Here is a 26,192-nt window from a genome sequence, read left to right on the forward strand (position 1 = left end):
AAATTTATTAAGCAAAGGAGATTTAAAATGAAAGCAGCTCGTACGGTCTTAGAGTATTTAAAAAATAGCGGTGTGCAATATATTTTTGGTATTCCAGCAGGTTCAGTCAATGCATTTTTTGATGAACTCTATGATATGAAGGAATTAACACCGATTGTCACAAAGCATGAAGGAGCAGCATCATATATGGCTGCTGCTTACGCAAAGTATACAAATCATCTAAGTGTATGTATTGGCTGTAGTGGTCCAGGGGGGACAAATCTTGTAACAGGTGCCGCAAATGCCATGCGAGAGCATTTGCCGGTTTTATTTTTAACTGGTGCTGTTCCTGTTAATACAATTGGTCTAAATGCCTCTCAGGAATTGGATGCGCAACCGATTTTCCAATCAGTTACCAAGTATAGTGTAACTGTTAAAGAATCAAAGGATTTATTAAAGGAAATAGTAAAAGCCTCCGAAATTGCTATATCGGGAGTTCCTGGTCCGGTACATATTGCTATACCAATCGATGTTCAACATGAAACAGTTGAAAACGTAGAAATACCAGCTTCACCAAAAAGAACAGCCATGGTTCCTGAAATAGATACCATTAAAAATGTAGCCGAACAGCTAATACAAAGAAAAAATGGTTATATTTTGGTAGGACAAGGGGTAAGAAATTCTGTTGAATCATTATTAGAATTAGCAGAAATTCTTAATTGGCCTATTATTACAACACCACAAGCCAAAGGGTACATTCCAGAGGATCATCCTCTCCTCGTTGGCGTTTTCGGTTTTGCTGGTCACGAAGCCGCTTCAGAATTGATAGCTGAAGGAGATGGACAAGTATTATTAATTGTAGGTTCAAGTTTAGGTGAAACAGCAACAAATAACTACAATTTAAATCTTACAAAAAACCGCTTTTCTATACAGATGGACTTTGACCAATCCGTCTTCAATCGAAAATACGAGATTGATATGCCCGTGCTAGGTGATATCAATCTAAGTTTATTATTACTTATTGAAGAATTAAGAGCGAAAGGTTTAACAAGAACCTCCCTTGAGATTAAAGAAAATAAAGAAATTCTTGAAAATGCAGAGGAATATAACACGAAAAATGTTCTGTTAAATATTCAAAAATATTTACCAGCATCTACAAGGTATACTATCGATATCGGAGAGTTTATGTCCTATGTCATTCATCATATGAAAGTTTTAGATTATGATACTTTTAATATAAATGTTCATTTTGGCGCAATGGGAAGTGGGATTGGATCTGCTATTGGTTCGAAATTAGCTGAACCTGAACGTCCTGTTGTATGTATCACTGGTGATGGTTGTTTCTTCATGCATGGAATGGAAATATTAACAGCGAAAGAGTATAATTTACCGATTTTATTTATTGTCATGAATAATGCTCGTTTAGGCATGGTATATCATGGACATGCTTTACAGTTTCAACGTACTCATCCATCCTTTGAGCAAAATCCAATTAATATAAGTGCTATGGCTTCAGCGATGGATATACCGAGTTTCCAAGTAACTGGACTACAAGATATTACTAACGATATGATTAATAACTTAATGAATTTAAATGGACCAGCTGTATTGGAAGTAGTTTTAACAGATCATAACACACCTCCTATGGGAGACCGAGTTAAATTTTTATCGTCTTTTGGGAAATAGAACCGTTAAAGCATCATAACTATAAAAAGATCATATAGATGGGGAGAATCTCTCCCCTCTAAATGATTTTTTTGATCTTACTATAAACTGTTTATGTATTATAAGTTCCCGACTCTAAACCTAACGAATTGTTTACAAATTAGAAAATGAATGTCGAATAACTCCAAGTATAGCCCCTATTGTTTGTCCTTTAAAAGCATCTGAAACTGCTTCACCTGAGGGGTTTGAGAAATAATAGCTGGCCATTTTTTCATTGTAGTAATACCCTAAACCTGTGAGAGCATCTTGTAAGTCAGCTGGGAGCTCTTCTAATCCTGTGTGTTCAGTGAAATACTTTGTAGGAAAGACCTTCACATCCACATCTCCTGCACCAGTGTGTACTACAAATAAGTCTTTTTCATGTTGAACAATCCACTGATCTTTTGAATATAACGAAAATCGTGATCCTTCTAATGAGGATATTGCTTCTAAATTAACACCAAAAATTTCATTTATTATTTTGCGTATCTTTGCCCCTGTTATTGCCCCATCGTATTGATGTAGATGGTAATCTATTACCCCTCTCCCGGAAGATAAAGATGTCTCTTTTAACTTTTTAGATAGAATAGGTGCTTTATCTAAATTAATACCAAAAATTAAATCAACAACATGAAAAATCTCAGAACTACTCATTTTTCTTCCATAAGAATTTAAATGCTGATCCATCTTTTCTGCCTTTTTCATCATTCAACCCTCCCATAAAAACTATAACACTACTAAAGAAGCAAGAGGTAAATTCTCTTGCTTCTCGCACAATTTTAAATCTAACAATTACGAAAGACCAGGCCTTTAATGTATAAATTCTATAGCAACTAAAAGGTTCATTACCCTCAATAAATCTCAATTTCTTTGTCTAGAACAGACTTATTTTGCACCTGATTTCCTGAAATATAAAGCTTTTTCAAATTAGGTAGATTCACTAAAGGCTCTACATTTGATATAGCGTTGTTTTCCAGATGAAGAACCTCAATTTGTTGCCAGTTTTTCATAATATTTAACGATTGTAAGGAACTATCTTGTAACGTGAATGAACGGAGAGCTGAAAAGTCTACAAAGTAAGGTATGACCTTCTCAACATCTTGTACCCAATCACCATTACCTATTCGACTCGTTACATCATTCAAGGTTAAATGCTCCAACACATTATTCGTGAATGGTTGCGTACTATTTAATTGAAGACTACATTTATAACAATTTAAGGTTTTTACATGCTGTAAATTGAATAATTCACTTGTTTCTTGAAAAAACGCTGTCTCATTAAAGTTAAGTGTATGCAGATTCGGTAGTTGATTGAAAGAACGAATACCTGTAAAATCACCATATTCTCTTGCTGTAAGTTGTTCTAGCTGTGGGTATTTTAGTAATTCTGATCCATCAAAGGACACTCCTGCTCCCCCACTTATATAAACCGTCAAATCTTTTAAAGCTGGCGCCTCTAACTTTTCTATAAAAGAACCTGGAAGTTCGGCCTTTTTCAAATGGGGCACTACAATTGTTGACGTATCTCCATAATAACCAGTTACCGATAACTCAGTCAGTGATGATAGACTGTTCACAATATCAAGCAATTCTAATTGTCCTGGAGAAGATAAACGCAGCTTTGTCAAAGATGATTTATTTCTAAGTTTTTCTAAATTCGTAATGTTCATATATTCAAGATCAAGTGATTGTAGGTTAGGCATATTATCTATAAAATCAAGCGTTTTTAAATTTCTTACTGATGAGAGTTTTAATTCTTGTAATTGATTCAATGAATAAAGTGAGTTAAAATCTGTCGCCTCACTAATTTCTATTGCTAACGATTCTAAATTAGTGAGTGTAGACAACCACTTTAAATCGTTGGTAGATTTTAATGACAGCGATTTTAGTGGTAATTTATTTAGTAGCTGGAAATCTGTAACCTCTTCAGTCATATAAGAAATTTCAAGTGATTGAAGATTAGGAAACTCTAATAATAAAGCAAGCTCATTATTACTTCGTATTTGAATTGAGAGCTCTATAACATTAGATTTATCGCTAAAATATTCCGTAATTTTACTAAATGATTCATTAAAGCTACCTGTATAGCTCTTTAAGTTTTTCAGATGTAGGAAGCTTACATTTTCACTCTGTGAGATTTCATAATCATTCATAAGCTTTAAGACAGCCAGTCCTGTAAAGGCTTCAAAATCTTTCTGTTGGATTTTTTGTGTATTCAATAACTTACCCATCATAATATAAGTGGAAATCTTGGCGTTTTTATTTGTAAATGGATCGTCGAGACTGTAATCAAAATGCCATTGATCGTCAGAATAATAGGCGGCCAAATAACGAATGCTTGCGATTTCTTCTTGAGTGGGCAATACTTCACCTTTTTCAAAAATATCTTTTAAAAAGAATAATAACACTTCGCTTTCAGGCATTGTTCGAACTGGGATTTGCTCTTGATTGCCGTATTCTGTATGATTGTTACCCAAAAGAAAATAACCAAAAAATGCACAAAGGATTATAATCGGCACAATAAGAAGCACCTTTAGATTTGATTTTGGGCGTGGCATCGTACTAGGAGAAGGTGTTCCGTAATAATTATGAATGGTTTGATCTACATAATACACCTTATTCTCTTTCAACATTATTTCAGTATCGCAATAAGGACATTTGAATGATTGCCCTTCTTTGTATTCAATTTTCCCATCACAATTTGGGCAATTTAATTTAATCAATTCCACTGGCAGTCCCCTTCCCAGCTCTATTTTCAATTAAGCTTAGTTGCCCGAAAAATAAATGTCAATATTTCTTTGAAATACTAATTATTATCCATCATAAATTGCAGCGGGGTACTACATTTAATCTCCCACTAATTGCAGAAGCATTAATTATGTAGAAATAAAGTAAATATGATATCTTTTTGCAAGGTAGTATTTTGGAAAGAGAGGATATTCATCAATGAATCAAAATAATTTCTGGCTTGATTTACCACGGCCATTTTTCATTTTAGCTCCAATGGAGGATGTGACAGATGTCGTTTTTCGTCATGTCATTAGTGAGGCTGGACGGCCCGATGTATTTTTTACGGAATTCACCAATACAACGAGCTATTGTCATCCAGATGGTATGGACAATGTACGTAACCGTTTAGCATTCACAGAAGATGAGCAGCCGATTGTCGCACATATTTGGGGAGACAACCCTGAACATTTCCGTCAAATGAGTATCGGAATGAAGGAACTAGGCTTTAAAGGTATCGATATTAATATGGGGTGCCCTGTCGATAATGTGGCTGAAAGAGGCAAAGGAGCCGGCTTAATTCTTCATCCTGAACGTGCCTCTGAAATCATTCAAGCCGCAAAGGTAGGAGGCTTACCTGTAAGTGTAAAAACGAGACTTGGCTTTACAAATGTAGCCGAGTGGCGTGATTGGCTCACTCATATACTGAAACAGGATATCGCCAATCTTTCTATTCATCTTCGTACACGAGAAGAAATGAGCAAAGTTGCAGCCCATTGGGAATTAATTGCAGATATCAAAAAACTGCGAGATGAAGTTGCTCCTAAAACATTGCTGACGATCAACGGAGATATTCCAGATCGTTCAACAGGCCTAAAGCTAGTTGAGCAATACGGTGTCGATGGTGTAATGATAGGCAGAGGTGTGTTTTCAAACCCGTTTGCCTTTGAAAAGGAGCCGACAGAGCATAGTGCTAAAGAATACCTTAGCTTGCTATCCCTTCACCTGGATCTCCATGATCATTACTCTAAAGAATTTGAAACGCGCTCATTTAAAGCATTACAACGCTTCTTTAAAATATATGTACGTGGCTTCAAAGGGGCTAGTCAATTAAGAGTTCAATTACTAAATGCCCATTCGACTGAGGAAGTACGTGAACTATTAGCTGCCTATACTGCCAATGTATTAACGGAGTAGATCGACCACATTAAAGGAGACTGGCAATGCCAATCTCCTTTATATTTGCTTTACTTGTAAACGTATATTCTTAACTATGACTATAAAGATTGGTCATTTTATTTACTTTGAGAAATTGATAGAAAATAGTCTAAAACAAATAAGCGAAATTGCTTTGCAATTGGTGTGAAGTAGCGCTTTTCGGACCAGGCTAATCCAATTGTTCGTTGACAAGTTGGTTCAACTATTCGAAGCTTATGCGGAAACTGTCCTGATTTAGGTACCCATGATAATTCAGAAACGAAAGCTACACCTAATCCTTGCCTAACTAAGTCTGAAATAACGGTAGGTTCGTCCCCCTCAAAAGCAATATGTTGAACAAATCCTGCTTCCCGGCAAAACTGGTCAGTTAAGTTTCGGAATCCATACCCTGTATTCATGCTAATAAATGCTTCATCCTTCACTTCTTCAAGCCGGATACTTTCCCTCTCTGCTAGCTGATGATTAGGTGGTACAATCAAAAATATTTCTTCCGTAATGAGTGGCTCCCATCTTACGCCCTCTCCTTCAATTGGAATTGAAGAAATACAATAATCTAAATCCCCTTCTAATAGCATTTTCTTCATAGAAGAAACAGATTTTAGAAATTGTTGAAAACGAACATCGGGATGTTTCGATAAAAAAGAACCTAATAATGAAGGTAACACTCTTGGAATGGTAACTGCTAATGTAATACTCTTTTGATCTTGATCGATAAATTGATTAAGTTCTCTTTGACCCTCATTCAATTCTGCAAAAGCTCGATCCACACGATTTAAAAAAACTTTTCCAGCTGCATTCAGACTTATTTTCCGATGTTCCCGATCAAACAATTCCACTCCTAAATCTTCCTCTAAACGAGAAATCGTTTTACTAAGGGATGGCTGGGCAATTTGAAGTTGTTCTGCTGCCTTCGTCATATGTTCCAGCCGAGCAACTGTTTGAAAGTATTTTAATTGCAAAAGTTCCATGCAGACTCCCCTTTATCATAGACTCAAATCTATTATGCATAACCTTTTATGTATTATACAACATCAACATATTAGATTAAGATGAAATAATCTTTTGCATAAAGAAAGGTAGGATATTTCATGAAAGGATTACAATTAGTATTACAAGACTTAGTGGCCATTTGGAAACATAAGCATGGACGCATTGCTTTAATTTTTCTTACACTTGTTCCTTTAATTTACGTAGGATTCTTTTTAGCTGGCTATTGGGATCCATATGGACAATTAGATAAACTTCCCGTAGCAGTTGTCAATCTTGATGAAGGAGCTACTATCAATAATAAAGCCATTCATATCGGAAATGATTTTGTTGCTCAATTAAAAAAAGGCAAAGAGTTAAATTTTCAATTTGTCTCTGCCAAGACCGCCAAAAAGGGACTTGAAGCTGGCGACTATTATATGATTATTAAAATTCCAAAGAATTTTTCTAAAAACATAACAACGGTCATGGATAAAACACCAAAACCAGCTAAACTTTTATATGAAGTCAATCCAGGGAAAAACTATGTAGCCTCACAAATTACTACAACGGCCGTTGAAAAAATGAATACAAAAATCAATGCCAATGTCACGAAGATCTATTCTGAAACAATTCTAACTAAATTCAAGGACGTTTCAGCTGGCTTCATGGATGCAGGAACTGGAGCACAGAAACTTTATAACGGCACTGTTGATGCACAAAACGGAAGTAGAAGGTTAACAGAAGGTATTCAAAGTTTAGATGAAGGGGCACAAAAACTTAAAACAGGGAGCACGGAACTTTCAGCTGGCCAAAAGAGCTTATCTTCTGGTGTAAATGAACTTACAACCGGCTCTAATTCCTTATATAAGGGGTTACAGCAGCTTACGGATGGTGAACATTCTCTACAATCGGGAATGAATCAAGTAAGCCAAAGCATTACTAACTGGTCTATTGGAAATACAAAGTTAGCTCAGGGACAAGAACAAGCAGCTATCACCGCTAAGAATTTGGAGGAACAAATAACTCAATATGTAAAAGAACATCCTGAAGCAAATCAGGATGGGAAACTCCAACAAATTATTGCTTTATCTAAAAAATTATCTACGACAGAAACTACTTTAAAATCTGACCAAGATCAGATAGAAATAGCTGCAAAAAAAATTACTACTGCACAGGCTTCGCTTCAAACTGGGATGGAAACGTTAGGTGCTAACATTACTCAGACTACTGAAGGAGCAAAACAGTTACAAGAGGGTACGAATGCATTTGCTAGTGGGTTTACAAAATGGATGACAGGCTATACAACACTTAACACTGGCATTACAACTCTCGCAAACGGAATCAGTCATGAATCAAGCGGATTAGCGGACCTACAAGACGGGCTTTCTTCTCTAGCAATTGGCTCAGATGAATTATCAGCAAAGCTAAATGAAGCTGCAGAAAAAACGTCTAATCTTCAATACAATGACTCTACCTCAACAATGTTTGCACAACCAATTGAATTGGTAGAATCCCATTTATCCAAAGTTCCGAATTACGGGACTGGCATTGCTCCTTACTTCTTATCACTTGCTTTCTTTGTAGGAGGCATTATGGCAGCCAACATCCTACCTTTAGGACGTAGAGAACGTCTAAAAGTAACTGGAACAGTTCACTTTATTAATAAACTAGGATTAGTTTATATAATAGGAATAATTCAGACACTTATCGTGGACCTGGTCGTACTTTTAGGATTTAAATTAGCAGTAGCAAGTGTACCGTTATTTATCCTATCAAGTATTATCGTGTCATTTACTTTCATGACCTTCATCCTGATGCTTATTATTCTCTTAGGGAATCTTGGTAAATTACTAGCTGTCACTCTCTTAGTATTTCAACTAGCAACCTGTGGCGGAACTTTCCCAGGAGAACTTGAAAATCCAATGTTAGCTAGGGTTGGAGGGTTTTTACCGATGGCCCACTCATTGAAAAGCTTCCAGGAGGTTGTTTCTCTCGGTGGCTGGTCAAACTTAATCACACAAGCATGTATATTACTTATTTACCTTTTACTCGCTTTCATCATCGGCTGGACTTCAAGTCATATACAGCATAAAGAACCAGCAGCCTTAGAAATGGTAAAGTAATAATTCGAGAATAATACTTGTTGAACTTGCTAGATAAAATAAAAATAGTATTTTTAAACTTTGAAGAAAAAGTACCAGCCCATGAGGACTGGTACTTTTTTATAATTTCTGTTGCTTAAGTTATGGTCCGACGCAACTAGTATAAGACTATATTTCTTAAAAAATATAGAAAAGGAAATGCAATACTTCATCTAAAGCCATGTTGTTGAAACACTTCTTTTACAGAAAAGCTCTCTTCATCATATTTCAAAAAATTATCCTGAAATAAGACGTTTTTCTTTCATTGCACCAACTTGGCCTAAAATTAGTGCACCGAACATTTGAATAATCGTTTTCACAATAATTTGTCCAAAAATGGCGGCAGGCACCGCTTCCCAAGGCAACATATTAGCCCCCAATGGACTCAAGCCGATTACTACGAAAATAGCAGAATCCAGAAATCCTCCAACAATTCCACTGTAGAGCACACGCCATGCCATTGGTAATTTCAATCGACTATAAATTTCTGTATCAGCCGTTTCAGCGACAACAAATGATAGGGCTGACGCTACCACAATCAAAAGTGTATCCCCTAGAAGGAATGACACTACTGCTGATAAAATTAAAGCTGTAATAATAACTATATATGTCTTTGCTCTACCATATTTATTTTGCACAAGATCGCGAAAAATAAAAGTCGCTCCAATTAAAAGCGTCCCCATTGGCACGATAAACATACCAAAATGTAACGGCGCAAATGCTGCCGTTACCACATTAGCAACGACAATAGATAATAAATAAAATAGTATTCTCATCCTATTACTCCTCAAATCAATTTCAAGACATTATTGTAATGGCACCCCTATACACCTCTTTTATTCCCCCAAACAAGAGCATGTAACTGTGGTAGTACTTTGACATCTCTTAATTCTTCATCCTTTATTACTCGATCAATGAGCTCATGATATTTATCTAATAAATGGATAGCTATTCGTGAATTATCAATCGACGTAAGATCATCGTTACCAACTTGGAGATAAAAAGGAATCGTTGGATAACGATGATGAATTTGTTTAGCATAGTCGTAATCCTCTTGATTAAAAACGACTATTTTGAGGGATGTATGGTGATTACTGTTTCGATTTTTAAGTTTTTCGAAGATATTTGAGAGCATCGAATAGTCCGTAGTCATTCCAGAACTAGGTGGCTTTGGTGAAATTGTCAGCTCATCAATCTCATACATCCATTTTTGCCATCTACTTCCTTGCGTTTCCACACTAACCTTTATGTTGTTTTCTTTTAAAATCGCAATGAGCTCTTGCAAATTTGGATAGAGTGCAGGATTACCGCCCGAAATCGTAACAAATGAAAATCCACTGCCACCAAGACGTTTTAATTCAGACCAAATCTCTTCTGCTGTCATTTGGACAATAAGATGCTTTCCGCTACCATCCCACGTAAATGATGAATCACACCAGGAACAAGAATAATCACAACCTGCAGTTCTTACAAACATCGTCTTCTGGCCAACTACCATTCCCTCACCTTGAATTGTTGGTCCAAAAATTTCGATAATAGGTACTTTACTCAACTTCCATCCACTCCCGTCTTGCTTCTGCATAGCTTGTAGGAGTTTCGTAAAGCCTGATAAACTCTACACACGCACCGTTATATCCTTCATCAAGCAAGGCCTCAGTCAGCTTTTCGTAAATCCAAACAACAATGTTCTCTGCCGTCGTATTCATAGGTGGAAGTGTTTCATTTAAATAACGGTGATCCAAATGAATCTCTATTTTTTGTTTCCATATCTCTTTTATATCGCCAAAATCAATCATCAAACCACGTTCATCTGTGTAGCCACTCAGTCCTAATATGACACGATAGGTATGACCGTGCAGATTTTTACATTTCCCCTCATAATGATGTAAATGATGAGCAGCATCGAAGGTAAATTCTTTGCTTACGAGAACACGCTTTGCATGGTATTTCAATTGATTTCTTTGAATATCCTCATCTATTTTTTGGAGCCTCTCGACGATTTTATAATCTGACATGTCTTAAAACTCCTTCCTATAACTCAAATACTCATCAAGCCCTTTTTTTCGCAGGTTACACGCTGGGCATTCACCACAGCCATCTGCTATGACACCGTTATAGCAAGTTAACGTTCTTTCTCGAACAAACTCAAGCGCCCCAAGCTGATCAGCAAGCTCCCAAGTCTGTGCCTTATTCAGCCACATCAACGGTGTATCAATGACAAAAGAATCATTCATAGATAAATTTAACGTTACATTCAAGGATTTAATAAAAATATCTCGGCAATCCGGATATCCGCTAAAGTCTGTTTCACACACACCCGTTACAATATGCTTTGCTCCCACTTGGCTCGCTAAGATGCCAGCAAATGAAAGAAAAAGTAGATTTCGACCAGGCACAAAAGTTGATGGAAGCTCACCATTTTCTCCGTCCTTCACCTCTATGTCTTGTCGTGTCAATGCATTCGGGGCAAGCTGATTCAGGAGTGACATATCCAGAATGTGATGCTTGACACCAAGCTCCTCTGTTATCACCTTCGCACATTCAATTTCCAGACGATGCCTTTGACCATAATCAAAAGTTACTGCCTCAATCTCTTTAAAACGTTCTTTTGCCCAGAACAAACATGTTGTGCTGTCCTGACCTCCACTAAATACAACAATCGCTTTTTCCTTCTTCATCCATAAAGACTCCCTTATATCGAAAAAACAGCACTCTAAGAAAAAGTGCTGCTTTCTTCTTAGTTTTTTTAAGAGGGTAGCTAAAAACCTCTTTCTTGCTTCACTTATCGATTATCAATTTTTTCTGGGTTAAGATCGTGGTTCATTAAACGATAATTGGCTATTTCTTCGTATTTAGTTCCTGGCTTCCCATAGTTACACCATGGATCGATCGAGATACCACCTCGTGGAGTAAATTTCCCCCAAACCTCTATATATCTTGGGTCAAGTAATGTAATTAAATCATTCATAATGATATTAACGCAATCCTCATGGAAATCTCCGTGATTTCTAAAACTGAATAAATACAATTTTAGTGATTTACTCTCAACAATTTTTTTATCAGGGATATACGAGATATACATCGTTGCAAAATCAGGCTGATTTGTAAGCGGACATAAACTAGTGAACTCTGGACAATTAAACTTAACGAAATAATCTCGATTGGAATGAAGATTATCTACTGCTTCCAAAACTTCAGGTGCATAATCATATGAATATTGTGTACCTTGGTTACCCAACAATGTTAAATCCTTTAGTCCTTCTTCATGACTTCGACCAGACATAAAAAAACCTCCTTGTAAAATGTTTCCCAACACTTTTCAAGAGAGGCATTACCAATCATTCTATTAAAACTAAGTAAAAACATAAAAAAGCCACGTCCGATATGGACATGGCATAATGTCATGTTTCCATAGTTTTTTATAGAGGGTATCAGCTATGAACCTCTCCCGTACAAGTCCGGGCACATTCTTTTCTTCCATATCGTACAAAAAATAATACAGAACGTCAAATAGATTTTAAATAAATCTTTCCTATTTGTGCTTTACTAATTAAATTGACAAAATGAATATATTTCTGTAAGTCCTTTCTCATTTTAAAGTTCTATTTTTTAATTACATTACTAGGAAAATAGAATTAAAATATAATTGATAAACTAATACTTATTATCAATATTTTGGTATATTCAAATATTCCGATATTCGAATTACTACTCCTGTGATAAATTGGAATTATCACACTTTTCTGTTTAGTGTGATAATTAAATGTGGAGGGAGAAATGGGTTTTGAAAAAGTTTACGTTTATGAAGTTTTTAAGTAGTATTATAGCTTTCGTTATGGTGCTTTTTCTATTGGTTCCATTATCGAGCGCTAGTGCTGAAGAATCTAAACCATTTAAACAGGATAGTCAAAGTGAAAGTATACTTCAACTTAAGGCGGCCATCGCTGAACAGCTAAGCTTGTCTAAAGATGGTCCAACTCTTCACGAAAGCTTACAAAATGTATCAGGCAATCAAGAAGTTGCAGTCATCGTACATTTATCTGAAACGCCTGTGGCACTAGAGCAAGGAATGAGCCAGGTGAAAGGCCAAAAGTTCTCTAATGCGCGAGCAAATGAAGTACGTTCAAATGTAAAAGCTCAACAAGCAAAAGTAAAAAAAGAGTTAGCTACTAAAAATGTTCAAATGACTCAAGGCTACACATTTGATACTGTTTTAAACGGTTTTGCGGCAACAGTGAAAGCAAATGATCTCCCGAAACTGCTTTCAATAGAAGGAATTACATTAATCGAACCTGATGCAATTGTTTACGCATCAGAAGATAATACAATGAAATCATCGGAACTTATTAAGGAAGATCAATTAGAGGCCCAAATGAACACAAGTATTTCTTTCCTTGGGATCGAACAGCTGTGGAATGAAGGAATTGAAGGACAAGGAATAAAAGTAGCAGTATTAGATACTGGTATTGACGCAGATCACCCTGAATTCGCTGGAATTTACAAGGGGGGGAAAAACTTTATTCCAAATTCATCAACTTACACGAAGCCTCGAGCAGATGACGATGCATCGGAAACATTGCCTTCTGAGCGTCCTGCCGGAACACCTGAATTTAATGAAAAAGGAAGCTCGTTCTATACTTCTCACGGTACCCATGTTGCTGGAACCATTGCAGCAATCGGAGCTAACAAATTTGGTATTAAAGGAATTGCTCCAAAAGTAGACCTTTATGCTTACCGTGTTCTTGGTGCATATGGAAGTGGAGCTACATCTGGTATTGTTAAAGCAATTGAAACCGCTGTAACAGAAAAAATGGACGTTATTAACCTTTCTCTTGGTGGGGGAGCTAACTCTGAAACGGATGCTGGTTCATTTGCTATTAATAATGCAATGATGGCTGGAACAATCGGAGTAATTGCGACAGGGAACTCCGGCCCAAATCGCGGAACAATGGGCACGCCTGCAACCGCTCGTTTAGGAATTGCTGTCGGTAACACAACAAATCCTGAAACAAAGTATAACGGGGAAGTAAATGTTACAGTTGGTGACTACAACTTAACAAAACAGCTCCCATTAATGGGAACAACTTTTGGAAGGGATTTAGCAACACAGCTTCAAGGAGAATTTGACCTAGTTGCTATCCCTGGAAACGGGGAAGTAAAAGACTTTGAGGGAATCGATGTAGAAGGTAAAGTGGCATTGATCTCTCGTGGCAGTATCGCCTTTGTTGATAAAATTGCGAACGCAAAGGCAAATGGAGCAGTCGCAACAATTATTCATAACTTTGCTGGTGGAACAAATGCACCTAATATTTCAGGTACATTCCTTGGTGATTCATTTGCTTTTCTACCAACATTTGATATGTCCCAAACGGATGGCGATGCAATTCGAGCTGCATTAGCAGGCGGAACTGGAAAAGTTAGCTTTAGTCAATTTACTTCCACACAGACACTAGGAGATGAAGTAAACGATTCAAGTTCCCGTGGACCATCTACACCAAACTTTGATATTAAACCAGATGTAAGTGCGCCTGGAACAAACATTATGTCAACGATTCCAATGTATAAAAAGGATTTCCCTGATGCAGATTATGCAGAAGCATATGATCGTAAAACAGGAACTTCTATGGCAACACCGCATATTACAGGTATTGTTGCATTACTTAAACAAGCAAATCCTGATTGGAACGCGTTCGACATAAAAGTGGCGCTTTCTAATACAGCAAAGGTTTTAGATAAAACAAAATACGATGTGTTCTCTCAAGGAGCAGGTCGTGTAAATGCTTATGCTGCAGCGCATCCAGAAATTCTTGCCTATGCACTGGATAGTGCAATTTTAGATGGAACTGGAGCTGTTTCAGAAAACTTGAAAGGTACAGTTACGTTCGGTCCACAACCACTTAAAGATCAGGATATTTCCGTAACAAAACAAGTTTTAGTAAAAGATATAAAAGGGAACGGTGGTAATTATAACGTATCAATTGATGTGACAAAAACATTTGGTGATGCAACTGTTACAGTCGACCAGCCAACATTTAACCTAGTTGGTGAGCAAGTGTTAAATATTACATTAACCGCTTCACAAGCTACTGCACCAAACGGCTCTGAAATACTAGGGTATATTCACATCAGCGGTGGAGCTACAGAAATTTCATTACCATTCGCAGCTGACTTTGGCAGCGAGGCAGTAACTGAACTTAAAGATTTAAAGATTACAGAAACAGACCTATCCTTCAACGGTGATGGAGTGAAAGATTCAGCTGTCCTTTCATTTACATTAACTGGAGATGTAACAACTAACTATATCGAGCTTTGGGATATTATGAATCCTCAAGGTGGAGAATATGGTGACGGCTACATCGGCTATCTTCACGCAGGTACTGCACTAGGCAAAGGATCTTATACGCTGAATATTGCTGGGCAGTACAAACCATGGGGACCAGAACCTGCCACAACAATTCCAGATGGTCTCTATACAATTGACTTTACTGGTCTTGCGGCATCAGGAGTAGTGTCTGATTATGTTGGACCAATTATCGTGAAAACGACGAAACCAGAAATTACTGGTTCAGTTACTGAAGGTATCGCTACAGGACAGGTAACAGATAAGTATATCGACTACAATGAAGAGTTATATTTATACGGTTTAAATTACAATTTAAATGATAAATTAAAAGCTTCCTATATTTCGACGATTAATGGCGAAGTACAAGCACCAGTTCCTTTTGAATTAAATCAAGACGGTAGCTTCACATTCCCAGTAACAGCAGAAACTAATGCTGTATCTGTAAAAATTGAAGACGCTGCCGGGAATGTTGGTGAAGCCTTAATATATGAAAAAGATGTAGTTGAACCAAAAGTAACGCTTTCTGTCAATCCAACAGAGCTAAACCTAACAGCTGGAGAAACTGCACAACTTACGGTAACAGAGACATCTACTCCTCCAGAAGGTGAAGCAACAGAGGAAGATGTAACTTCAAAAGCTACTTATGTGGTTGGAGATGAAAATGTTGCAACAGTAGCAAATGGATTAGTAACTGCTGTAGGTGAGGGCACGACTACGATTACTATTTCATACGGTGATAATGAAGCTAAGATAAATGTTACAGTTAAAGCACCTGTTGTAGAAACACCAATCGTAACACTAGAAGTTGACCAAGCTAAGGTTGAAACTAGAATAGGTAAAGAAGTTTCAGTTAAGATTACTGAAGTAACTACTTTTGAGGGAAAAACAACAGAAAAAGATGTTACAACGCTTGCAACCTACGAAGTAACAAACGATAAAATAGCTTCTGTAAAAGCGGGGGCTGTAAAAGGAAGAGGTCAAGGTACTACGACAATTACAGTAACGTATGGTGATCACACATTAACATTTGATGTGGTGGTTGAAAAGCCTGGTAACGGTAATGGCAATGGCAACGGCAACGGCAACGGCAACGGCAACGGTAATGGTAACGGTAATGGTAACGGCAACGGTAATGGTAATGGCAACGGTAAAGATAATAATGAAGTTACCGAGGTTGAGTTATAATTAATTTTAGTTCAAGCAAAAAGAGAAATTGCGCTGTGCAATTTCTCTTTTTGCTATTAAATTTCCATGGTTCGCCTTAACTAGTCTAATTGCAGTTTTTTTGTACATGCTTTATATGAAATTTAATGATGTGATTTAACTAAATGTAGTTATTAATATTAAGAATGCTTCTTTCCTCTATAAATTAACAATTTAGTGCTTAAATATAAGAAGTCCTTCCTTTCATATAGGCAGGGCCATTTAGTTTTATTTAAGCATTGTCGCAGTTAAAAATTCCCGAGTTCTCTCCTCTTTCGGATGGTTGAAAAATTGTTCAGGTGTGCCGCGTTCAATAATTTTCCCATCATGCATATACACAATCCAATCAGCTACTTCTCTTGCGAATCCCATTTCATGGGTTACAACAACCATTGTCATACCTTCTTCAGCCAAGTCTTTCATGGTTGTTAAAACCTCTCCCACAAGCTCGGGATCGAGTGCCGATGTTGGCTCATCAAAAAGCATAATGTCTGGTTCCATCGCAAGTGCTCTAGCAATCGCCACCCGTTGCTTTTGCCCCCCTGATAGCTTACTAGGATAGACATCCGACTTATCTTCCAAACCTACTTTTTTCAGTAATTGTTTTGCTTTGATGATAGCTTTCTCTTTGCCTACACCCTTTACCATAATAGGTGCTTCAATAATATTTTCCAGAACCGTTTTGTGTGGGAATAAGTTGAAATTTTGAAACACCATACCTACCTTTTCTCTAATCTTGTTAAGGTCATCTGTTCGTGGATTGACTTCATTTCCCTCAATTATAATATGGCCGTTATCCTTTCTTTCTAAAAAGTTCAAACAGCGAAGGAGGGTGCTTTTCCCTGATCCGCTCGATCCTATTAGACAAACAACATCGCTCTCGTAGACTGTCATGTCGATATTTTTCAATACATGTAAGTCTCCGAATGATTTATTCAATTGTTTTATTTTAATCATTTCCTTAGTGTCCAATCTTTTCAGCTCCTATCTGTCGCTTACTGTTAATTTTAGTTCAGTTCGTTTCACTACAAATGTCATCAACGCTACCAGTAATAAATAGTAGACTGCTACAATGAGTAAATAAGTCATTTCATCAAAATTATTTGACCCAAGTGTTGTCGCCACATTAAACAGCTCATTCATGGAGATAAATGCGGCTAACGAAGAATCTTTTAAGCTTATGATAAATTGATTGCCTAAAGGCGGTAATGCTCTACGGAATGCCTGTGGGAGAATAATCCTTCTTAATGTCAGTGTCTTTGTCATTCCCAAAGAGCGTCCTGCCTCAAACTGGCCTTTATCGACTGACTGAATTGCTCCCCTAAGAATTTCAGAAATATAAGCTCCATTATGTAACGCTAGAGCAAGTGAAGCAGCCCAAAAATCAGGAAGAAGGAAAATCCCGCTAATTCCAAAGTAGAGGATAAATATTTGAACAATCAGCGGTGTTCCGCGAACCAAATAGACATATATATCTGAAATAAGTTCTAAAATTTTTATATTAGAAATTTTTAATAAGGCAAAGGCAAGTCCGATGACGATTCCAAGTAAGATAGAAACCACCGTCAGCTCTAATGTTAAAAGCATAGCTTTAAAGAATACACCTTTTGTTTCCATTAGTATGTGAAAAAAATGCGAAAAACTTGGCAAAGTACTACTTCCTTTCTTTTATAGCATTCGTTTATTCTGATTTTTTGGTAATGTCCTCACCAAAATATTTGATACTGATTTGAGTCAATGTTCCATTTTCCCGAAGTTGCTCCAAAGTTTCATTTACTCGCTTCAATAGCTTTGGATTATCCTGGGGCAGCACGATTGCTTGTTCACTGCGATTAATTAATTGCTGTCCTTTAATCTCAAACCCTTCCTTTTCAGCAGTTTTTCCTGTAACAAAATCTGTGATTACTGCATCATGACGTCCGCTACTCAACGCCTTTAATGCTGTAATATCGCTGTCATATGTTTTTATTTTGTCTGTATACTTAGAAGCTGTATCGGCATATGTTGATCCTTTTGCAACCGCTACTTCCTTTCCCTTTAAATCTTCAACAGTCCTTATCTTACTATCCGGTCTGGTGAAAATTTTTGGTCCTGAATAATAATACGGGGTAGAGAAAGAAACATGTTTACTTCGCTGTGGGTTAATCGTGTGGCTTGCAACGGCTGCATCTGCTCTGCCTGTTTTTACCCCTTCAACAATCCCTTTGAACTTGATTCGTTTCTGAACCGGCTCAAGGCCCATTTCCTTTGCAATCGCTTCACCAACCTCAATATCAAAGCCCGACATTGTGAGATCGTCATTTATATAACTAAATGGCTTAAATTCACCAGAAGTAGCAAAAACAAATTGATTTTTATTTATTAATTCAGATCCGTCTTCAAGCTTCTGCTTCTCAGCACAACCAGACAAAAAGCAGACTACAATTGTACTAAAGACTAATAGTAACTTCTTATTCAACAACATGTTGGCTATAACTCCTTTCTTTTTCGATTATTCCTTCAATACCTCTTGCTATATAACTTGCTTATGATAGTTAATACCCAATCTACTCCCGATAAAACAAAAAAGTATCAGGCACTTTTAATAGCACCCGACACTTTTCTACAAAATTCGCATTATATAATTATCTTTCAAGTCTTCTCTTTCCTCTAAAAATGCAGCATTTTAGATGTATAGGACATCTTCCTTACTTATGATACGGTTCACCCTTCATAATCCTAAAGCTTCGATAAATCTGTTCCACTAGCACGAGCTTCATGAGCTGGTGCGGTAGCGTCATTTTGCCAAAGGATTGTAGTTCGTCGGCTCGTTTTAGGACATCTTCATGTAGGCCGAGGGAGCCACCGATGACAAAGGTGATTTTACTTTTGCCGTAGGTCATAAGAGATTCAATATCCGCTGCCATTTGTTCGGAGGTTTTCATTTTACCGTTAATAGCTAGAGCGATCACGTAGGCATCTTGGCTAATTTTAGCTAGTATGCGTTCCCCCTCTTTTTTCTTGACGATGTCCATTTCGGCTTCACTTAGTTGTTCAGGCGCCTTTTCGTCTGGTACCTCAATCACATCTATTTTTGCGTAGCCGCCTAGACGTTTTACGTACTCATCGATACCCATTTTTAAGTACTTTTCTTTTAGTTTGCCGACTGATACAATCGTTATATTCACACGTTATCCACCTTTACAATTCATTTACAAACAAATTATCCACAAAAGTTATCAACATATCCACAACCGCCACCTATATATTGTGTAAAGTTATTTACTTGATACAATATATTCCGCAGGCTGTTCACAGTAGCTACACTTTGTGGATAACTTTTTATCCTCTTCGATTTTATCCATAATTGGGAACTCTTTTTGCTCTGCTACAAACATGTCTAAAGCGTGATCTATATGACTTTCACAGCTGTACTTTTCCATTTTTTGATGTCTCCTTATTTTCCGAAATTTCCACAAACTTATTCACAAATCAGTCTATGTTATCCACAATCTATTGTAACAAAGGAATGGCATGTATGGAAGAAGTGCCTTTTTCTCACGATTTCATGGTATTCACAATTTTCTAGTTATCCACAATATTTCATTAAAGTTTTTCCTCATCCTCATAAAAAAACGATGGGGATTTTTTAGATCACCATCGTTTTTTTCATACTCTTTACAATGTATTACCGTTTGTTAATGTTAGTGATAGTTCGACTAATTTACCTTGACGGTACACTTTTAATGTTAGTTTATCACCAATTTTTTTGTCATTATATAAATGTTTGCGTAAATCAATTGTTGTTTCAATTTTTTGACCATCCATTTCAACAATAACATCATATTGTTGAACACCTGCTTTTGATGCTGGTGAGTTATTCATAACATCTGTTACAACAACGCCTGTTGTCACCTCTGCAGGTAATTTTAATGTTTGTTGCTGATAGAATGATGGGACATCTGTTAAATCAGCCAGTGAAACTCCCATTGTTGGACGTTTCATTTCTCCATTTTTCTCTAATTCCTCGATAATTGGAATAGCTGAATTAATTGGAATAGAAAATCCTAAACCTTCCACTGAGGATTCAGCAATTTTCATGGAGTTAATCCCTACTAATTCTCCAGCTAAGTTCACAAGTGCTCCCCCGCTATTCCCTGGGTTAATCGCAGCATCTGTTTGTAATACTTCTTGTTGCCAATCTTCTGTGCCATCACCATTTAAGTCTACCGGTACAGAGCGGTCTTTACCTGAAACAACACCCGTTGTAACAGAGCCATAAAATTCTAGACCAAGTGGGTTCCCAATGGCAATGACCGTTTCCCCTTGTTTTAAAACATCTGAGTTCCCGAATGTCGCCACTGTTTTAACATTTTTAGAGTTAATAGAAATAACTGCAAGGTCAGTCCAAACGTCATGACCGACTAGTTGTGCAGGTTCTTTTGTTCCGTCTTGCATTGTGACCTCTAGCTGCTTGGCCCCTTCAATAACGTGGTTATTTGTGACGATAAAGGCTTTATCACCTTCGATTTTATAAACAACACCTGAACCGCTGCCCGCTTCTTTTGTAGTTGTTGATGGTGGACTCCAAAAACCTCCACTTGTTACTTCTTGAATATTTGCAATACCAACAACTGCATCTGAGGCTTTGTCTACCGCTGAAGTAACATCTGTCGTTACCTCTGTTGCAACTTGGTTAATTGTTGTATTATTTTTTGCAGTACTACTTGATGTTGTTCCAGGCATTTGATTGACAAGTCCCGGTAACATAAGCCATACAAGTAATGCTCCTATAATAACACCAATCAAACCACTAAAGAAATAACCGCCTTTTCCTCCGCCTTTCTTTTTAAGACGCTTGGCCTGCATTTCCTGCTCCTCACGCTCTAACCTTTCTTGCAGCGGTGATTTCGGTATTTCATCCTTTTTTAAGAAATCACTGTTTTTATCATCATCTTGAAAGTAACTCATGTTCCTCATCCTTTCATTTACTGCTATTTGTTTAATTGTTACCCTAATCTTACGATTCAAACATTAAAATCAGATGAAAAACAATTAAAATGGACATAAAAATAGCTGCTCAATGCACATTGTGAAATGCATTGAACAGCATCAAGTTTTCCCTAAATACCTTATGATTAAACCGTGACTAATGTTGTAGGTTCCTCTGCATCTGTATCAAAAAGATGCACATGCTCACCTACAAGAATGCCACAAGATTGCAATGTTTGTGTGACGCTCATACGTGCCAACTCTTTCATATTATTATCCTTACTTAAATGCGAAAGATAAATATTGGTCGTCTTATCAAACACAACTTCACTCATTGCGATAGCGGCATCCTCATTAGAAACATGTCCTACATCACTTAAAATACGACGTTTAATCGACCAAGGATAACGTCCCATTTGAAGCATATTAACATCATGATTACTTTCAAAAACAAAAGAATCTGCACCACGTATAATACCCTTCATACGATCACTGACATAGCCCGTATCTGTAATAATGACAAGCTTACGATCATTCTCATGGAAAGTGTAGAACATTGGATCTGCTGCATCGTGAGAAACGGCAAAGGATTCAACGGCTAAAGAACCAAAATGTTTCACTGTGTCCATTTCAAATTCAAAGCGTTGCTCTATAGGAATGTCGCCAACTAGCCCGTCCATTGCCTGCCACGTTTTGGCGTTTGCATAAATTGGTACATTATATTTTCGTGCCAGTACACCAATCCCTTTAATATGATCACTATGCTCATGTGTAACAAAAATACCACTAAGCTGCTTCATATTACGGTCGATTTTTGTAAAAAGCTGCTCCATTTTTTTCCCACTAAGGCCAGCGTCGACGATAAAAGAGTAGTCGTCATTTTCTACATAAATCGAATTTCCTGTACTGCCACTAGCTAAAACACTAAATCGCATTATTCAACTCCCCAGTCTTCTTCTTCGCTCTCTTGCTTGTCCTCCTGGATCTCGATCACTTTGCCTTCAACTGCATTGACAAAATACTCTTCCTTTTGTCCATCAGATAATTTCACTTGAACTTCCCATGTTGGCACTAATACCTGAGTTCGAGTTAATTTAACAAGCGTGGAGTAACCTAACTTCATTTGCGTAATACGCGAGTCTGGCTTGAGCGTTCCCTTTGCATATAAAGTTTGAATAATTTGAAGAGGCGGAATGACAGTTTCCTGTTGTTCCATTTCCTCAATATTATCAATCATTGTTTGTTCATACATCGTTACTTCATTGTTAGCATTCCACTTAATTTTTAATGAACCATTATAATAAAACATTCGATTATTGGTTTTCTGGAAAAAAACAGCGACTCGTTCTTCCCTGTCTACTTTCCATAAGGCGTAAGATTCTCCTTCAGTTATGTTTGCAAGGACAAAATCCGTAAAGCTTGCATCATCACTCACATTACGTAATTTAACAGGTTTTATAAAAATAGCACGAGCCTTTGAATCCGCCTTTGAATCCTTAATATTAATTTGTTGGTTGCTATTACTAAATTCAGCTGTTGTGAATTTATGGACTTGAGCTGTCATATACGAAGCAGTTTCAATATTATTTGGTAGTGTGCCATACGTAATATTATCATCTTTTAAACGAGCTTCTATTGTTTTTTCACCTGGAACCTCAATATCTTTCGCTTCATTATAGCGATTTACATAAAGGGAATACAAGAAGATGTTTAGAATTAAAAAAACGAATATAAAAATAGATTTTGTTCTATTCCAATCCATTTTTAACACCTCCTAATACTTCAGGAGTTAGTTTAATCCAAGATCCATTACGAATGACAAACCAGCATGGTTCAAATGTAAATATATTAAGTTCTTGGTTTTGCGTTAAATAATAACCCAAAACAATCTCATCAATATCAGCTAAGGCAATATTATTTGCGTTTTTTAATCTCTCGGCAATATTTACTCCAGAAGGCAATTCTTTTATTTCCTTTTCTGCTTCAATATCCATATCTAAGGAAAAGTATGGACGCTTATAATGGAAAATCCGGCTATCTCCCCAAATTGTCGTCATCCGGGTAATGACATGATTGCTATAGACCGGTAAACCTTGCAAATATAATTGATAATCCATTTGATTTTTATTGGTACTCGTTGAAGCATAGCGGAAATCTGCAGTAAATCCCCCATGCTCGTTAATAAATTCAAAGCTATCTTTTAGAAGTTTTGATGGCTCAATTCTAATACCGCTCTCTGCAGCTGGATAAACATAATTTAATGACTTTAGATTTGTATCTAACGTCATTAATGACATACCATCTGTATATTTTTCAGAAGACGCACTTTCAATATTGCGCCGTACAATATTTGAATCTGTAAATAATACATTTTTAAATAATTCTGGTGAGATTTCTTCAATATAGTACGTAAATTTTACAGATTCCGTTTTATTGTTATCTACATAAAGAGATGTCTGGCTTTCTCGCTCAATTTCTTTAAAAGTGCCATATTTTTTTGCAGGCTCTATGACTTCCTGTATAAATTGATTCATGTTTGGCACGCTGACATGTGATCGGAATAATGATTGGTTATTACCACTAATGTAATAAATCATTAAATCCTTGCTATTATAATTGCTCCAATCTATAATCATACGATTAAATGTTGTTTCTGGTAATTCCTTATCCGTATACTGAAAAATCGTGTTAAAGGCTGAAAAAGGTATCTCTCCAGTGAAAAAGATTGTCATGCGATTATTTGTGCCAATGATTTGATTGACATAGTTTGCAGAAAGATTATTGTTAACAGGCACTAAGTCTAATACATTCCAGCCTTTAAATACTTTCATAATATCTTTCATAGCTGCGTTAGATACTGTACCTTTAAATTCCTCATCGGAACGGAAAATAGCCTTGTATGGACGAATAACATCCTCCATATCTTTTTGAGGCTTAATTAGAATTTCCTCTAACTCTGTTTTTTCTATATATTTATAATCAGGTGTATAGGTCCAGATCAAAAAGGTTAAAACCACACTCAGCATGACGAGTAGAAATAGTACAACAGATTTAACTGGTTCTATATATTTCATTCCCACTCACCTGCCTCACCAAATTCATCTGCATCATATGGTAATGTGAAGAAAATGGTTGTACCTTGTCCTTCCTCACTTTCAGCCCAAATCTTACCACCATGAGCCTCAATCATTTCCCGAGCAATAGCCAATCCTAATCCTGTTCCTCCCATTGAACGAGCCCGTGCACGATCAACGCGATAGAAACGATCAAAAATACGACCTACGTTTTCTTTAGGAATCCCCATACCATCATCTGAAATCATGACTTTCAGCATATCCCCTTGTCCAGTAAAGCCAAAGCGAATATTACCACCATCCGGTGAGTATTTGATTGCATTTGAAATAATATTATCAATAACCTGAGTCACCTTATCCGTATCAATTTCTACATAAAAGGACGTTTCAGGGAATATTCGTTCAAATTGTACTTTATCGGACTTAGACATTTCAAATCGGTCAATTATACGATTAAAGAATGAATTAAATAAGACAATATCTTTATTCAATTCGTAGTCTGCACTATCCATTCGTGATAATTGCAATAAATCATTCACTAGACGAATCATACGCTCTGTTTCAGTTTGCGTTACATTTAAAAATGTAGGAGCGATATTTTCATCTTTCCATGCCCCATCTGCTAGTGCCTCTAAATAACTACGCATTGTTGTTAATGGTGTTCTTAATTCATGTGATACATTCGATACAAACTCTCGTCGATCCATTTCTATCTTTTCCTGCTCCGTTATATCGTGTAGTACAGTAATAAGACCATTAATAAAGCCTGTCTCTTTTTGAATAACGGAGAAATTGGCACGTAATATATAGGGAGCATCCGCTGTACTAAAGTTTAAATTGATTGCATCACTCATATAAATCAAGTCTTCAAAACTATATTCCTGATCGATTCCCAATACGGAAGCAATAGGGCGACCTAATGTAATATCCCTTGAAATATGTAGCAACTCAAGTGCAGGATCATTAATTAAAATAATACGTCCCTTACGATCTGTTGCAATAACCCCATCTGTCATATTACTCAGAACCGAATCGAGCTTACGTCGTTCAGCTTCTGTGGTCGATTGTGCCTCTTGTAAACGATTAGTTAAATGATTAAAGGTTATCGCTAGCTGTCCGATTTCATCCGTACCATATACGCGTACTTTTCTGGAATAGTTTCCCTTCGCCATTGCCTGAGCTTGCTTTCGCATATCAGCAATTGGCTGTGTAATTGTTCGTGCAACAAGAATACCTAAAAAGATCGTAAAGACTAACGACATTGCTGTGCCGCCAAGGAAAATACGATTAATTTCGTTCATTTGTTCAAAAACAGACTCAATATTCGCTTCAATATATAGAACACCGATAATTTCATCATCTGGCCCTGCACCCGCTCGAATCGGGTTCGCCAATACCCATACTCGATTCCTTGTTTTGTTATCAAGTTTAATGATATCAAAGAGCGTTTCAGCCGATATCGCACGTCGTACAAGGTCTGTGTTAGAGCGTTGTCCAATTAAATTTTGATTCTCAAGCTCAGATGTTGCTAGTATCCTTTGTCTATCATCAATGACACGAATTTCTAGAATATCACCATTCGAAACATCCCTTAAACCAGTAGAAAACTCCATGACAATTGACTTTAAGCTTTCCTCTAGTTTTGGCATGCTTTCATCGCGTTCCTTTAAAATTTCCTCACGGAGACTATATTGCATCAAGTCAACCCGCTGGAAAATAGAATCTTGGAAGTTGCTCTTCAAATTTTGTTCTAATTGACGTGCGAAATAGATACCGATAATTTGTAAAGCAAGTAAGATTAATAAAATATAAATCAGCACTAATTTGACATGAATGGATTTAAAGAAGCTTACTTTCTGCATT

At 36.8% G+C, this 26,192-nt stretch carries 22 protein-coding genes and 1 riboswitch; of the genes, 4 read left to right on the plus strand and 18 right to left on the minus strand.

Annotation, left to right across the window (positions count from 1 at the left end):
• Positions 1 to 27 precede the first annotated feature (27 nt).
• A complete protein-coding gene (locus MKY49_RS22480) occupies positions 28 to 1,665 on the plus strand; it encodes a thiamine pyrophosphate-binding protein (RefSeq protein WP_274795055.1) in 1,638 nt (545 codons plus the stop codon).
• A 132-nt stretch (positions 1,666 to 1,797) separates the two neighbouring features.
• Here MKY49_RS22480 and MKY49_RS22485 read toward each other — a convergent pair whose 3' ends face one another.
• Both MKY49_RS22485 and MKY49_RS22490 read right to left on the minus strand, forming a co-directional pair.
• Positions 1,798 to 2,388 carry a hypothetical protein gene (locus tag MKY49_RS22485; RefSeq protein ID WP_341387107.1) on the minus strand — a complete coding sequence of 197 codons (591 nt, stop codon included), beginning with the start codon at positions 2,386 to 2,388 and terminating at the stop codon, positions 1,798 to 1,800.
• A 146-nt stretch (positions 2,389 to 2,534) separates the two neighbouring features.
• Positions 2,535 to 4,412 carry a leucine-rich repeat domain-containing protein gene (locus tag MKY49_RS22490; protein WP_341387108.1) on the minus strand — a complete coding sequence of 626 codons (1,878 nt, stop codon included), beginning with the start codon at positions 4,410 to 4,412 and terminating at the stop codon, positions 2,535 to 2,537.
• Between the two features lie 217 nt (positions 4,413 to 4,629).
• Between MKY49_RS22490 and MKY49_RS22495 the strand changes: the two genes are divergently transcribed.
• A complete protein-coding gene (locus MKY49_RS22495; protein WP_341387109.1) occupies positions 4,630 to 5,607 on the plus strand; it encodes a tRNA dihydrouridine synthase in 978 nt (325 codons plus the stop codon).
• A 98-nt stretch (positions 5,608 to 5,705) separates the two neighbouring features.
• Here MKY49_RS22495 and MKY49_RS22500 read toward each other — a convergent pair whose 3' ends face one another.
• Positions 5,706 to 6,596: a LysR family transcriptional regulator gene (locus tag MKY49_RS22500; RefSeq protein WP_274795059.1), complete on the minus strand. Its 891-nt coding sequence runs from the start codon at positions 6,594 to 6,596 to the stop codon at positions 5,706 to 5,708.
• Positions 6,597 to 6,716: 120 nt separating this feature from the next.
• On the opposite strand from MKY49_RS22500, the gene MKY49_RS22505 reads away from it, so the two are divergent.
• Positions 6,717 to 8,720: a YhgE/Pip domain-containing protein gene (locus MKY49_RS22505; RefSeq protein WP_341387110.1), complete on the plus strand. Its 2,004-nt coding sequence runs from the start codon at positions 6,717 to 6,719 to the stop codon at positions 8,718 to 8,720.
• Positions 8,721 to 8,974: 254 nt separating this feature from the next.
• Here the strand turns inward: MKY49_RS22505 and MKY49_RS22510 are convergent, their stop codons facing one another.
• The 5 genes from MKY49_RS22510 to queF all read right to left on the minus strand — a co-directional run bounded on the left by MKY49_RS22510 (position 8,975) and on the right by queF (position 12,021).
• Positions 8,975 to 9,514: a VUT family protein gene (locus MKY49_RS22510; RefSeq protein WP_274795061.1), complete on the minus strand. Its 540-nt coding sequence runs from the start codon at positions 9,512 to 9,514 to the stop codon at positions 8,975 to 8,977.
• Positions 9,515 to 9,561: 47 nt separating this feature from the next.
• A complete protein-coding gene (gene queE / locus MKY49_RS22515) occupies positions 9,562 to 10,290 on the minus strand; it encodes a 7-carboxy-7-deazaguanine synthase QueE (protein WP_312506368.1) in 729 nt (242 codons plus the stop codon).
• Entirely contained in the window at positions 10,283 to 10,753 is a 471-nt protein-coding gene (gene queD / locus MKY49_RS22520) for a 6-carboxytetrahydropterin synthase QueD (protein ID WP_312506367.1), read from the minus strand. Before queD ends, queE begins: the two co-directional genes overlap by 8 nt.
• 3 nt (positions 10,754 to 10,756) lie before the next feature.
• Positions 10,757 to 11,416: a 7-cyano-7-deazaguanine synthase QueC gene (gene queC / locus MKY49_RS22525; protein WP_312506366.1), complete on the minus strand. Its 660-nt coding sequence runs from the start codon at positions 11,414 to 11,416 to the stop codon at positions 10,757 to 10,759.
• A 104-nt stretch (positions 11,417 to 11,520) separates the two neighbouring features.
• Positions 11,521 to 12,021 carry a preQ(1) synthase gene (gene queF / locus MKY49_RS22530; protein ID WP_322605765.1) on the minus strand — a complete coding sequence of 167 codons (501 nt, stop codon included), beginning with the start codon at positions 12,019 to 12,021 and terminating at the stop codon, positions 11,521 to 11,523.
• A 122-nt stretch (positions 12,022 to 12,143) separates the two neighbouring features.
• Positions 12,144 to 12,190, minus strand: a riboswitch (PreQ1 riboswitch).
• 332 nt (positions 12,191 to 12,522) lie between these two features.
• Between queF and MKY49_RS22535 the strand changes: the two genes are divergently transcribed.
• On the plus strand, positions 12,523 to 16,266 hold the full coding sequence (locus MKY49_RS22535; protein ID WP_341387111.1) for a S8 family serine peptidase: 3,744 nt from the start codon (positions 12,523 to 12,525) through the stop codon (positions 16,264 to 16,266).
• A gap of 246 nt (positions 16,267 to 16,512) precedes the next feature.
• Here the strand turns inward: MKY49_RS22535 and MKY49_RS22540 are convergent, their stop codons facing one another.
• From MKY49_RS22540 to walK, 10 genes are all read right to left on the minus strand, one after another.
• The gene (locus MKY49_RS22540; RefSeq protein ID WP_396631789.1) at positions 16,513 to 17,241 is read right to left on the minus strand and encodes an amino acid ABC transporter ATP-binding protein; all 729 of its coding nucleotides are present in this window, start codon (positions 17,239 to 17,241) and stop codon (positions 16,513 to 16,515) included.
• 27 nt (positions 17,242 to 17,268) lie between these two features.
• On the minus strand, positions 17,269 to 17,934 hold the full coding sequence (locus MKY49_RS22545; protein WP_274795069.1) for an amino acid ABC transporter permease: 666 nt from the start codon (positions 17,932 to 17,934) through the stop codon (positions 17,269 to 17,271).
• A gap of 31 nt (positions 17,935 to 17,965) precedes the next feature.
• A complete protein-coding gene (locus tag MKY49_RS22550) occupies positions 17,966 to 18,748 on the minus strand; it encodes a transporter substrate-binding domain-containing protein (RefSeq protein WP_274795070.1) in 783 nt (260 codons plus the stop codon).
• A 223-nt stretch (positions 18,749 to 18,971) separates the two neighbouring features.
• On the minus strand, positions 18,972 to 19,451 hold the full coding sequence (gene rlmH / locus MKY49_RS22555) for a 23S rRNA (pseudouridine(1915)-N(3))-methyltransferase RlmH (RefSeq protein ID WP_274795071.1): 480 nt from the start codon (positions 19,449 to 19,451) through the stop codon (positions 18,972 to 18,974).
• Positions 19,452 to 19,541: 90 nt separating this feature from the next.
• A complete protein-coding gene (locus MKY49_RS22560) occupies positions 19,542 to 19,706 on the minus strand; it encodes a CxxH/CxxC protein (RefSeq protein ID WP_274795073.1) in 165 nt (54 codons plus the stop codon).
• A gap of 235 nt (positions 19,707 to 19,941) precedes the next feature.
• Positions 19,942 to 21,234: a S1C family serine protease gene (locus MKY49_RS22565; protein ID WP_274795075.1), complete on the minus strand. Its 1,293-nt coding sequence runs from the start codon at positions 21,232 to 21,234 to the stop codon at positions 19,942 to 19,944.
• 167 nt (positions 21,235 to 21,401) lie between these two features.
• Positions 21,402 to 22,190: an MBL fold metallo-hydrolase gene (locus MKY49_RS22570; RefSeq protein ID WP_274795076.1), complete on the minus strand. Its 789-nt coding sequence runs from the start codon at positions 22,188 to 22,190 to the stop codon at positions 21,402 to 21,404.
• Positions 22,190 to 23,017: a two-component system regulatory protein YycI gene (locus MKY49_RS22575; RefSeq protein ID WP_274795077.1), complete on the minus strand. Its 828-nt coding sequence runs from the start codon at positions 23,015 to 23,017 to the stop codon at positions 22,190 to 22,192. The genes MKY49_RS22570 and MKY49_RS22575 overlap by 1 nt, the downstream gene beginning before the upstream one ends.
• Positions 23,004 to 24,329 (minus strand): YycH family regulatory protein, encoded by a 1,326-nt coding sequence (locus MKY49_RS22580; RefSeq protein ID WP_341387112.1) that lies wholly within the window; start codon positions 24,327 to 24,329, stop codon positions 23,004 to 23,006. Before MKY49_RS22580 ends, MKY49_RS22575 begins: the two co-directional genes overlap by 14 nt.
• Positions 24,326 to 26,191: a cell wall metabolism sensor histidine kinase WalK gene (gene walK, locus MKY49_RS22585; RefSeq protein WP_274795079.1), complete on the minus strand. Its 1,866-nt coding sequence runs from the start codon at positions 26,189 to 26,191 to the stop codon at positions 24,326 to 24,328. The genes MKY49_RS22580 and walK overlap by 4 nt, the downstream gene beginning before the upstream one ends.
• Between the last annotated feature and the right edge of the window lies 1 nt (position 26,192).

This window comes from Lysinibacillus sp. FSL M8-0134, from assembly GCF_038069745.1.
In the GTDB taxonomy this organism is placed as follows: domain Bacteria; phylum Bacillota; class Bacilli; order Bacillales_A; family Planococcaceae; genus Lysinibacillus; species Lysinibacillus irui.